This is a genomic window from Sebaldella sp. S0638 (assembly GCF_024158605.1).
Classification (GTDB): Bacteria; Fusobacteriota; Fusobacteriia; order Fusobacteriales; family Leptotrichiaceae; genus Sebaldella.
The window spans coordinates 15127-28289 of record NZ_JAMZGM010000023.1 but is presented as its reverse complement, the minus strand read 5'-3'; the positions used below and the strand labels follow the sequence as shown (position 1 = coordinate 28289).

Annotated in this window: 7 protein-coding genes; all 7 read left to right on the top strand. The window is 33.6% G+C overall.

Translation table 11 applies throughout. From position 1 onward, the window contains the following. Nucleotides 1–44 precede the first annotated feature (44 nt). The 7 genes from NK213_RS08230 (at nt 45) to NK213_RS08200 (ending at nt 13049) form a co-directional block, all read left to right on the top strand. Entirely contained in the window at nt 45–1055 is a 1011-nt protein-coding gene (locus NK213_RS08230; RefSeq protein ID WP_253348432.1) for a tagatose-bisphosphate aldolase, read from the top strand. Nucleotides 1056–1454: 399 nt separating this feature from the next. Continuing rightward, the gene (locus NK213_RS08225) at nt 1455–3545 is read left to right on the top strand and encodes a BglG family transcription antiterminator (RefSeq protein ID WP_253348431.1); all 2091 of its coding nucleotides are present in this window, start codon (nt 1455–1457) and stop codon (nt 3543–3545) included. Beyond that, nucleotides 3542–3979 (top strand): PTS sugar transporter subunit IIA, encoded by a 438-nt coding sequence (locus tag NK213_RS08220; protein WP_253348430.1) that lies wholly within the window; start codon nt 3542–3544, stop codon nt 3977–3979. Before NK213_RS08225 ends, NK213_RS08220 begins: the two co-directional genes overlap by 4 nt. Nucleotides 3980–4026: 47 nt before the next feature. Beyond that, a complete protein-coding gene (locus NK213_RS08215) occupies nt 4027–4326 on the top strand; it encodes a PTS fructose transporter subunit IIB (RefSeq protein ID WP_012863364.1) in 300 nt (99 codons plus the stop codon). 133 nt (nt 4327–4459) lie between these two features. After that, the gene (locus NK213_RS08210) at nt 4460–5638 is read left to right on the top strand and encodes a PTS fructose transporter subunit IIC (protein WP_253348429.1); all 1179 of its coding nucleotides are present in this window, start codon (nt 4460–4462) and stop codon (nt 5636–5638) included. A 218-nt stretch (nt 5639–5856) separates the two neighbouring features. Continuing rightward, nucleotides 5857–8547: a glycoside hydrolase family 38 C-terminal domain-containing protein gene (locus NK213_RS08205; protein WP_253348428.1), complete on the top strand. Its 2691-nt coding sequence runs from the start codon at nt 5857–5859 to the stop codon at nt 8545–8547. A gap of 362 nt (nt 8548–8909) precedes the next feature. Continuing rightward, nucleotides 8910–13049: a hypothetical protein gene (locus NK213_RS08200; RefSeq protein ID WP_253348427.1), complete on the top strand. Its 4140-nt coding sequence runs from the start codon at nt 8910–8912 to the stop codon at nt 13047–13049. Nucleotides 13050–13163: the final 114 nt, after the last annotated feature.

The window sequence follows — 13163 nt, the reverse complement described above, 5'->3', positions numbered from 1 at the left end:
TTTAACAAATAATAATATATATTGATAATTTAGGAGGAATTCAAATGGCAAAGATAACTAAAGGTAAGTTTGAAGGATTAAAAAGATTGTCAAATAAAAAAGGAATAATAGAGGCTTTGGCCATTGACCAGCGTGGTTCAATAGAAAAAATGCTTTCCAAAGTCAGAGGAAGCTCTGTAAAGCTTGAAGAAATAGAAGAATTTAAGGAAGCAGTATCAAAGGAGCTTACACCATTTACATCTGCAATATTGCTGGATTTGGAATATGGAACTACAGCAATAAAAGCTAAAAATCCTGATACAGGGCTTTTGGTGGCATATGAAAAAACGGGATATGATGCTACTGAACCCGGACGACTTCCTGATCTGATAGATGATCTGTCAGCTCTCAGAATTAAGGAATATGGTGCAAATGCTGTAAAGCTTTTGATTTACTATGATCCTGACGAACCTGCGGAAATCAATGATATAAAGCATGCTTTCATAGAAAGAGTGGGTGCAGAGTGTAAAGGATTAGATATACCATTTTTCCTTGAACCTGTTACTTATGACAGTAAAATAGAAGATGCAAAAAGCATAGAATATGCAAAAGTAAAACCGCATAAAGTAAAAAATACAATTAAAGAACTTACAAAACCTCAATATAACATAGATGTCCTAAAACTTGAAGTGCCGATAAATTTACACTTTACAGAAGGGTATACAGACGGGGCGACAGCTTATACTAAAAAAGAAGCTATAAAACATTTTCAGGATGCAGCCGATCTCGCTACACTGCCTTTTATATATCTGAGTGCAGGAGTAACAGCTGAACAATTCCGTGAAACTATAAAGCTTGCAGCTGAAGCAAAAACTCCTTTCAGTGGAGTGCTTTGCGGAAGAGCAACATGGCAGGATGGTGTGAAGGTGTATATAGAGAAAGGTTTACAAGGATTGACAGAATGGCTGAGAACAGAAGGGAAAGCTAATGTTCTTGAACTAAATGAAATTCTGGAAAAAAGTGCAGTACCTTGGTGGAATATCTACGGGGGATTGGAAAAGATAGAAGTAAAATAATATTATGAGATATAAATAGGATTGTCATATTAAGATTATGAGAATCCTATTTTTATATTTGAAGTAAGTGTTAATGCCGGCGATAAATTGTCTGACTTTATATGGGGATAAGAATGTTTCTGTTTTATATTGTAAAGAAAAAACAGTGGTTTACAAAGAGAGATATTACAATTATAAAATAGAATAGTGAATATAGATAAAAGGTCGGAAATATTAATAAAAATAAACAGAACAAATATACTATACTTATTTTATAAAAAACAGCTACACAATTAACATTACATAACAGAAAAATTTACCCCTTAATTTCTTTTCACTAATTCATGAAAAACTTTAAATCTTGGTAAATGTTCAAAATGAAGGTATAAATTAAGTGGAGTGTATGGAGGTGTCTAAAAAATGAGTTTGAAACAAAGACATATTGAGATATTAAATCTGGTTTTCCAAAATGACAAAGTTATGGATATAAAATATATTTCAGAACACTTTCAAGTTTCTGAGAGAAGTATCAGATATGATATAAAAGAGATAAATGAAGAATTTATAAATAGTGAAAATACTAATATTCTTGAAATGGAAGAAGGGAAACTGGTTTCCAATATAAGCCGGGAAGAACTGACTTCTCTTATAAAAGATATGCTCCCGCAAAAATATATTTTTACAAGTGAAGAAAGAATAGAGATACTTCTGCTGGAAATATTGCTTTTCAGGGAAAAATTCACTCTTCAGGCTCTGTCTGACGAGCTGCTTATAAGTAAAGCAACTCTTAGAAAAGATATAAAAGATATGAATGAGAAAATCAAAGAGTTTGGTGTAAAAATAGATATTAATAATAATCAGGGTTATATTCTCACAGGTGAAGAAAGTAACATAAGACAGCTGATGATAAGCATACTGCATAAATACGGCGGTTTTACCGAAGAGATAGAAAGAGAAGATATAAATAATCTAAAAATAGTAAAACTTTTGATTTTTGAAAAGAAGAAAAAATATTTTCAAAATGAAGATATAAACCTTTATAAAAATATTCTTTTAAAAATACAGCAGAAAACTAAGAAAATAATCACTGACGAAGCTTATGACGCACTTTTACTGCATATGATTATTACCAGTATAAGAAACAGAGGAAAGTATTTTATAACTGAAGATATAAGCAACTCTAATTTTATAAAAAGTACCGAGGAATACAAGATAATAAAAGAGATTTTCCAAAATGAAGATGTAAATTACAGAGAAAAAGACCAGATAATATTCACGGATTTTTACATGGGATCTTACTCATATAATACAAAATTTTCGTTTTATCTGAACTGGATGAAAATAGAGACGCTAGTAGGAAGAATACTGGAAGATGCTGCAAAAGTATTTGATACTGACTTCAAAAATGACCAGATTTTGATAAAAGAACTGATAAATCATATGAAACCGGCGATTTACAGGATTAAAAACAAAATGAGCCTGAAAGTTTCCATATTGGAAGATGTAAAAACTGAATATGCTGATCTTTATGAAAAAACAAGAATCAGTCTGGGAGTAATAAATGAGTTTTTGGATGAGAGTATTGACGAAGATGAGATAGCCTTTATTACAATAATGTTTAAGAGGGCAATAACAAGAAATCAGGAAAAACTTCTCGGTGAGGAAAAACGTAATATTCTGCTGGTATGCGGTCTGGGTTACAGCAGTTCACAGTTTCTTGCAGAAAATATAAATGAAAAATTTGATGTAAATATAGTGGATATAATACCTTTTAACCAGCTGGAAAACTTTGAATATATAAAATCCGTGGATTTGGTGGTATCTACAATAGATATAGAGATGGAAGGTCTGGAAGTGGTAAAGGTAAATCCCATACTCCAGCAAGAAGATATAGATAAGCTTGAAGAATATGCATTAACAAAAAAATCAGCTAAAATACCTATCTCAAAAATTTTGAAGGTAATAAAAGAAAATAAACATATAGAAAACGAAGAGCTTATAATAGAAAACATAAAGAAACAACTAAGGGAATATGTGAAAAATGACATAGAAACAGAAAAAACTTCTAATTTTTTGGAACTGCTGGATAAGAGAAATACAGCACTGAATGTGGATTTGAAGAACTGGGAGGAGGTATTGGAATATTCCGGAAAACTTCTTATAGATTCAGGATACATAGTTTCTGACTATATAGAGGAAATGAAGGAGCAGATAAGGAATTTCGGGGATTATGTGGTAATGGGTGAAAATACTATTCTTCCACATGGGAAGCTAAATGAAAGTGTAAAGAAAACAGGTTTCAGTTTTGTTTCATTGAAAAATCCCATTTCATTTTTCGGATCAGAAATAAAAATAGCTATATGCCTGGCATCTGTAGCCAAGCATGAACATATAAATGCGATACTTGAATTAAATAATTATTTCAGAGATCCCGAATTTGAAAAAGAACTTTTAAAAATCAATACAAGAGAGCAATTAGAAAATTTTTTGATAAATAGGAGGAATAGATGAGTACAGGACTGTTAAAAAAAGAAAACATAATTTTAGATATGGATACGGAAAAAAAGGATGAAGTAATAGTCAGTCTGGCTGAAAAACTTCAAAAAGAAGGAATAGTAACTAATTTTGACGGTTTTTTAAAAGATATATATGCCCGTGAAGAAATGGATAATACTGCTGTAGGTTTCGGCGTAGCAATACCTCACGGAAAATCATCATGGATAAGTGAAGCGAGACTTGCTTTTGCAAGGCTCACAAAAGAAATAAACTGGGGAGATGAAGACGAATATGTAAAATATGTGTTTTTAATAGCAGTTCCCGCAGGAGAAGCATCGAAGCACATAGAGGTACTGGCCGGTCTTTCTCAGAAAATTCTTGATGAAAAATTCAGGGAAAAATTGGATACGGCAAGTCTTGAAGAAGTTTTGGAAATGATAAACAGTTAATAAATATATTAATTTATAAAAAACAAATTTAGCAGGAGGAAAGAAATATGAGTAAAAAAATAGTAGCGGTTTGTGCATGTCCAATGGGTCTGGCACATACATTTATGGCAGCGGATTCTTTAAAAAAGGCAGCAGATGAATTAGGGTACGAAATAAAAATAGAAACTCAGGGAGCTGACGGAATTCAGAATGAACTTACAAAAAAGGATATAAGAGAAGCAGATGCAATAATACATGCTATTGCAGTAACACCACAGGAAGTAGAAAGATTTGACGGATATGATGTGCATGAGGTTTCTTTGAAAGAAGCAATCAGAAATGCAAAAGAAATTCTTGAAGAGTGCTAATCCTTTGCTGAACAGGCTGTTTGATTAAATCAGCCGGAAAATATTTTTGGTACATTAGTATTTTGTGTCATTTATTAAAAGGGTGAGATCCAAGAATCAGAAAATAAAAACTGAAATTATAGTGGAGGGAACTATGGAAAAAAAGAAGAAAAATAATAAAGTGATAAAAGAGCTTTATAAACATGTAATGACAGGGATATCATACATGATACCCGTATTGATAATGGGGGGACTAATAGGAGCATTTTCTCAGATAATACCTTATGTAATTTTTAAAGTGGATCCGGCTGTGTCTATATCAGATGCAGTGGCATCAGGTCAGTTTTCGGGAGCTTCATTAATGCTGATGAGACTCGCGGATATAATGTCTAATTTTGGATTTACATTATTCAGCTTTGCAATACCAATGTTCGCAGCGTTTACAGCTAACTCAATCGGTGGTAAAACAGCACTTGCAGGTGGATTTATCGGTGGATATATCGCTAATAAACCAGTATCAGTATTAAAATTAATTGACGGAAAATGGGAAGGTGTAACTCCAGTACCGTCAGGATTTTTAGGAGCTATATTAATAGCTTTTGCAGTAGGATATTGTGTAAAATTTTTAAATAAAAAAATACAGATGCCGCATAAATGGCTTGCGTTTAAGAGTACATTCCTTATACCTTTATTATCTTCTTTTTTCTGTATGGTTCTAATGGTTTTTGTTCTGACTCCGGTAGGAGGATGGCTGAATTTACAGATAAGATCGGTACTTGAAGCAGCAGGAAATGCAGGACAGCTTGTATATTCGCTTGTACTTGCGGGAACAACAGCGTTTGACCTTGGAGGACCGGTAAATAAAGCAGCAGGTTTCGTGGCTTTAGGATTTACTACTGAAAAAATACTTCCAATCACAGCAAGAACAATAGCAATAGTAACACCGTCTATAGGTCTTGGGTTATCAACATTAATTGACAGAAAACTTGTAGGAAGAAAAGTATATGAAGATGAATTCTATGAATTAGGAAAAACATCTATGTTTCTTGCATTTATGGGGATTTCTGAGGGAGCAATACCATTTGCCCTTGAAAGACCAAGCTTTACTATTCCTTTATATGTAGTAGGTTCTATAATCGGAGCTATGTCAGGTGTAATTCTGGGTGCAGAACAATGGTTCCCTGAATCGGCAATATGGGCTTGGCCTCTTGTAAAAAATCTGGGTGTTTATATACTTGGAATAGCAATAGGTGCAGTAATAATAGCCGTAGTAAATGTATACTACAGAAACAGCCTTATTAAAAAAGGAAAATTAGTAATAGACGAAGATTAATAAAAAGTTCTGCCCCTCTTATTAATATGAGAGGGGTAATTAACAACGGTTTTTATTCAGATTATTCGAGTAAACAGCCGGTATAAATGTTTTGTTATTGCAGATATGTGCGCAATTATAAAACATAAGTAAAAGGGGCAGATTATAAAAACGGGATTTTTATATCCCGGACTGCCTTTTTTCTTTTTATCAGAAATACATAAAACAAAGGAGAAAAAATGTCTAAAAAATATAAATTTCCTATTATTCCGCATACACACTGGGACAGAGAGTGGTATTTTACTACTTCAAAATCAATTATATATTCTCTTGTAGACTTCAAGGAGGTAATGGACGTTCTGGAAGAGAATGAGAATTTTCCGCATTTCTTACTCGATGCACAGACATCGGTAGTAGATGATTATCTTGAATTTCATCCTGAAGATGAAGAGAGAATAAAGAAGCTTATTAAGGAAGACAGACTTACAGTGGGGCCATGGTATACACAGACAGACCAGCTGGTAATAGGCGGGGAGTCAATACTGAGAAATCTGTATTACGGAATCACAAGAGCAGAAGAGCTGGGGAAAAGTATGATGGTAGGATATATGCCTGACTCTTTTGGACAAACTGCACAGATGCCGCAGATTTTGAATGGTTTTGATATTTACAGAAATACATTTAAAAGGGGAATAAAAGCTGAGCAGTATCCTAAGAATGAATATTACTGGGAGTCAGAAGACGGGAGCAGAGTATTTAACTGTTATCTGGACAGATATGGTAACTTTACATACTTTACAAGTGAAGAAGAATCGTTGAGATCGTTAATTGACAGGCTCAAAAAAGAAACTGACGAGAGATCAAGAATAGGAACTCTTACATTGTATAACGGAGAAGATCAGAGACCAATAAGAAAAAATCTTCCTGAAATTATGGAAAAAATGAAGGTTCTTTTCCCTGACTGTGAATTTAGTATTTCTACAGTGGAAAAAGTAATGGAGCAGATGGAAAATGAGGATATAGAATACGATACTATAAAGGGTGAAATGACATCCGGAGAATACAGCAGAATTCACAAGTCTATTTTTTCAACACGTGCAGATTTGAAAATAATGAATAATAAAACTGAAAACCTTATCACAAATGTATCAGAACCTTTGAGCTCAATTGCCTATAAGCTTGGTTTCAAATATGAAACAAAAGTATTTGAGAAAGTATGGAAATTAATGTGTGAAAATGCTGCACATGACAGCAGCGGAATGTGCAATTCTGATAATACAAACTCGGATATCTGGTACAGATTCAAGCGTTCACAGGAAATAATGGAAAGTCTTAATGAAATAAATATGAGACTTATAGGAATGAAAATTCCTGAAAAAGATATCTTTCAATTTCAGGTTTATAATTTTTCACCATATAAAAGAAACGGTGTTGTGGAATTAGAAATCTTTACACCATCTGATAAATTCACTATTACAGATGCTCAGGGAAAAGAGCTTGGCGTGACACTGCTTCATTCAGAGGAAATTGCTGAAAGAATCAGAAATAAAATGCTTTCTGAAGTAGGGTTCGACGGGAATGAAAAACCTAGATGGGTTCAGGAAGATGTGAGAATATTCTCGTCGAAAATATTGCTTTATATTACAGATATAGAAGCTATGGGATATAAAACATTGTATGTAAAGAAAGAAGAAGAAAACTTTACATCGGCAGAGCTTACAGAAACAGCAGGAACTACTGAGATAGAAAATGATATTCTGAAAGTGGAAGTTTCACAAAATGGCGAAGTAAGCATATTTAATAAGATAAACCAAAAAGGGATAAAGGGTTCTTTAGTATTTGAAAACAGCGGTGATGACGGAGATACATATGATTATTCCGAACCGAGAAAAGACTGGATTTTACATTCTAATAAACATGAAATAAAGAATATTAAAGTACAGAAAAGTGATATAATAAGTGTCCTGAGCTATACTGCAATATTGGAAATACCAGCAGATCTCAAAGAGAGAGTAGAAAATACAGTATCAAAAAAAATAGATGTAAATGTAAAACTAACTCTGGAGATGGGTTCTGATCTTTTGAAAACAGATGTAGAGTTAGAGAATACAGCTATTGAGCATAGAGTAAGAGTCCTGTTTAAAACCGGAATAGATTCTGAGTTTTCTATTGCTGATCAGCAGTTCGGGACTATAAAAAGACCTACGTATCTGAAAGAAGTGGAAAACTGGCAGGAAAACGGATGGAATGAAAAGCCGAGAACAATAGAGCCGATGCAGTCATTTGTAACATTGAAAAATGCTGACTATGGTGTGGCTGTTTTCACAGACTGTGTAAGAGAATATCAGATAACTGGTGAAGGATATAATACTATAGCTCTGACATTATTCAGATCAGTGCCTGAAATGGGGAAAGCTGATTTGAAAGACAGACCGGGAAGACCTTCGGGAATGCCTTGGCCTACTCCTGATGCACAACTTTTGAAAAAACTGAAATTTAATTTTGCTGTAAAAATTTACACTATGGATGAAAATATAAACAAAATAGCAGTAAAAGCAAAAGAATATCTTACACCGTTTACAGGATACCAGGCAGCTCATTTCAAAAACGTAGATATGTTCTTTCTGTTAAATCAGCCGGGAGCTAAGGATTTTCCTGAGGAATATTCGTTATTTAGTTTTGGTCAGAATAACGGAGTATTGAGTACAGTAAAGAAATGTGAAAAAGAAGACGGACTGATTATCAGATTATTTAATCCTGATTTTGAAAATACTGCTTCTGAAAATATTGTTTATAATGGTGAAATAAAAGCTATGGAAGAAGTTAAGTTTAACGAAAAAACTATTGTAAAGGAATTGGGAAATAATTCTGATATAAAACTTGATAATATAGAAAAGTGTCATGCTTTAAGTATAAAAATCAAAGGATAGAGAATTACTTCATTCTTTATGCAGCAGACAACGGTTTTGTAAAATATGAAATGCACCTCGGATGTTAGATAAAGCTAACAGACAGAGGTGCATTTTATTATGGGAGTATTTTTAATTACATAGGGATTTGGAAGGGCTAAAACAAATTTATATTATTTTTGGATCGGTGTTCCGAAAAAATAGAAAGATAATTCTAAAATTATATGTTTCCTTTTTATTGCATATTTTTTATATTTTTTGAATTACATTATATATAACTAATGAATAACAAAGAATAAAGTAAGTATACAATAATAAAAAAATCGTAATATAATACTATGATAATTAAACGGAACATAGTTCTGAAAAAATAGAAAGTTGTGATGAAAATAAAAAAAATAATGTTTTTAATGGCATTGATTTCAATTGTATCATCTGCGGAAATAAGTGTTATCAATTCAGGAAATACTAAAAATATAAGCGTAAACTCCACTTCGACAGATAATATGAGAGTGAGCGGAGACGGAGCATATAAAAGCGGAGGAAATCCTGATTATATGGATCCCGCGAAGTTTTTAAACGGTTACAGCATAAAAAACGGTCTTATCTTTGAAAATAAACATATTATAAATCTTGACGGATGGTATAACAGCGGGCTTTTAATTACTAACGGCGGCATAGCCGGTAACTCTGGAACTATAAATGTAAACGGAACAGGCGGAATAGGTCTTTTTACAGGAGACGGGACAGGACAGCTGGTAAATATTCAGTCTGGGATTATAAATGTTTCAAATTCTGGAAAAGGGATGGCTTCAGCAGGATGGCCGTATTACAATTTTACAGGGAAACTCAGAAATGATGGTTCTATAATAGTAAACGGCAGCGGTACAGGAATAAGTGTGGGCGGTAATGTGGATGTACAAGGCGGTACAGCTATAAATAACGGAAAAATACGTTTGAACGGCGGAGGCAGCAGTACGGGTGTCTACGTAGCCGGGTATAATACTTTTACCAACAACGGGGAAATTTCTGGAACAACAACCGGTGCAGAACAGAGTAATCTGATTTTGGCTAATAATCAGGCTCAGATTATTAATTCTGCTGGCGGAATAATAAGAGGGACAAATAATACAACAGGTATATATATCACGAATTCATATTCTTCACATAAAAGTACAGTGATAAATGATGGTCTTATAGAGACTGAAAACGGAAACGGAGTCTTTTCAGTAAGTACAGATGTAATAAATAATGGTGTTATAAGCTCAAAAACTACAGGAATTCAGTCAACAATGTATGCAGGGAATTTTCCTGTGGGAACAGTTCTGAATAACGGTACTGTAAAAGTACAGGAAAATGGGACAGGGATTAACGGGGTGGCATCAATAGTCAAAAATGACGGAATAATATCAATTGAAGGAAATAATGCCACAGGAATTCTGGTTTACAGCCCTGCTGCTTCTATTGCTGCACAACTGATAAATAATGCAGATATTACCGCAGATCAAAATAAAAATAATGTGATTTTATTGAGAATTATAGGTAATGGGGCAGCGGGAAATAATGACGCGAATTTATATAACTCTGCTCATCTTACTGCTGAAGGTGATAACTCCACAGCGATTTATTCACAATCGGGGGCAAGTATACATAACAGTGGAAGCATAACAGTGAACAACGGTACTGGAATTGTATTAAGAAATTCATCTGTAAACACAGGGGATAATACAGGAACAATTACAATAAACGGTTCCGGTACGGGAATTTTAGCAGATATGGCGAATTCAAACGTAATAAATGACGGGGAAATAAATTTGAATGCTAATGGTACAGGAATATACATAGCTTCAGGAAATAAAGGTGAGAACAGAAATAATATAAATATCGCTGGTACAGGTGCAACAGGCGTATATGTGAGCGGTCAGGAAACTGAATTTACAAATGGAGGTTTTATATTGGCAGGTGAAAATAATACAGGACTGAAAGCAACAGACGGCGGAACTTTGTTAAATAAAGGAGATATGTATCTTACAGGAAATAATTCTGTGGGAATAGAAGTGTCAGACAATGGTAGATTATATGTAAATACAGGAAATATAACATTAGAAAATGGAACAGGTATAAGAATTCTGAATTCAATGTATGAAAATAGAAACGAAGGGATGCTGTACGTCACAGGTACAACTGGAATAGGGATAGAAAGTGCCGGTTCAAATGTGACAAATGCAGGGACAATTTATACAGGCGGCTATGAAAATAAAGGAATTGCTGCTTATGGTTCAAATGTTGAAAATACAGGAAAAATATATGGGATGAGTGCAGCAGGAATATATGCAAATTACAGCAGAATATTTAATTTTGGATCAGTGGATATGTTCGGGAGCGGAACAGGGATAAAGTCAGAAGGATCATCTATTATTAATACAGCAGGCGGTATGATAAATGTAGAGTATGGTTCTGGAATAGAAGCTGTAAACAGCAATGTCGAAAATCAGGGAATGATAAATGTCATGAATGGTAGTGGAATAAGTTCTCTGGATTCACATATTTTGAATTCTGGGAAAATAATCGGAGGAGATAGAGGGATTTATGCTGAAAATAACAGAGAAACAATAAATACAGGTGAAATAAATTCAAGAATCGGAGTGGAGATAACAGCAGGAAGTAATGAATACAGCGGTCATTTTTTGAACAGTGGGAAGATAAGCGGATCAGATTATGCTATAAAATTCAATAATGGAAGCAATGTATTGGAATTACGTGACGGAACTGAAATAAACGGTAAAATTCAGGGATCGACAGAAGATAATACTGTGATAGTAAACGGAAATATAAAGCTTGAGGAATTAAGAGATTTCAGTAAACTGGTTACAAAGGGGAATTCTATACTTGAAGGAAATGTATATTTGAAGCCGGCAGAGAATGAGAATTATTACACAGAGGCATTCGGCAATGCTAAAAATCTTTCAAATATACATGAAGAAACAAACTTAGGGAACCTCATTGTAAATGGGACTGTGAATATTGGCGTAGATTATGACAGTATAATTAATGAAACTGAAAAAACAGGAAAAATAATAGCAGAAAGTGTAAATCTTCAAAATGGAAGTATAATATTAAATAATGCAGGAAGAACTGATAAAAGTATTACAGATGAGTCAGGGCTTATGAATAATGGTGACCAGATAAGAGTGAAAAGTATAATTATATCAAATAAGCAGCAGGCAGTGGATCCGCAGTTTAAATTTAATACATCGGGGAATATGACAGCAGGAGAAGGGTGGGTCAGTGAAACTGTTTCAAGAATAGAAAACGGTGTAACTGTTTTGGATGAGCTGTATACCAATGTAAAAACTCTTCCTCCGGTTCCTGCGGATGATAACGAAAATAAGCCGGAAGACGGTCAGAAAGAAGATGAAAATACTCCGGAAGAAAAACCGGAAAATGAGAAAAAGGAAGATCAGAATATCCCGGAAGAAAATCAGGGCGATAACAAAGAGGAAGAAAAGATTATTCCGGAAAAAAATAATGCAGAGGACGAAAATAAAAAAGGTAATTCGGAAATTACTGTAGATCCTAAATTTTCAGAGCAGAAACCTAAAAATATTTCAACGGTAAAAATGAATTATGTCCCAAGAAACAGAGTGGATCTGGATAATATGAATAAAATAACTTCTGTGTCTGAAAAGATACTTGATACAGGAATAAATATAAAAGCCGGAGAATCAACAGTATCTTTTGACTATATAGGAAACAGAGGAAATACTGATTTTAACGAAAATAGCACACACAATTACAATTATGATGCAAAGGCTGACGGAATAAACGGAAGTATTTTGTATAAAGCAAATGAAAATGCAGCGGTGGGAATAACACTGGGCTATATTGACAATGATGTGACATATTCAAATAATGATACTGAAAAAATAAATTCTTCAAATATTAATATATTCGGAAGATATCAGGCTGGAAATTTTATTTTTGATGCATATGCAGGATATGGATATAACAGACATAGTCAGGAAATAGACTGGCTTGGTGCAGGAATAAAAGAAAGCAGATATGATTCTAATGTAGTGAAAACAGGTATTTCTATAGGATATAACCAAAAACTGAATAACAGCGGCATAGTTTTACGTCCGGATTTTGGATTGGAATATATATCAGTTTATGAAGGAACTATAAGAACAGAAGATATGGCTGATATTAGTTCTGCCAAAGGGGACGGGACAGCAGGAAAAATAAAGCTGAGTATAATGAACACAGAAGGGAAATTTAAGTGGAATGCAGGTATAGGATTCGAGAGAAACTTTACTGACACATACTATAAAGAAAGAGAAATGGTAAATAATTATAAAATGGCAGAATTAGATTACGGACAGAATAATCTGAGCGGAAATATAGATATTAATTACGAAATGACTGATAAAGTTACCTTTAAAGCAGGATACGAATACGAAAATAATGAAAATTATGAAAATCATAATTTTAAAGCAGGAATTTCATATACTTTAGATAAATAATGAAAATTTGAAAAGAAAGGCTTCTGTAATAAACAGAAGTCTTTTTGCATAGTAAATTTGACAAAAAATTTAATCAGGGTAAAATTAAGTTGAGGTAGAATAAACAGGAGGTGT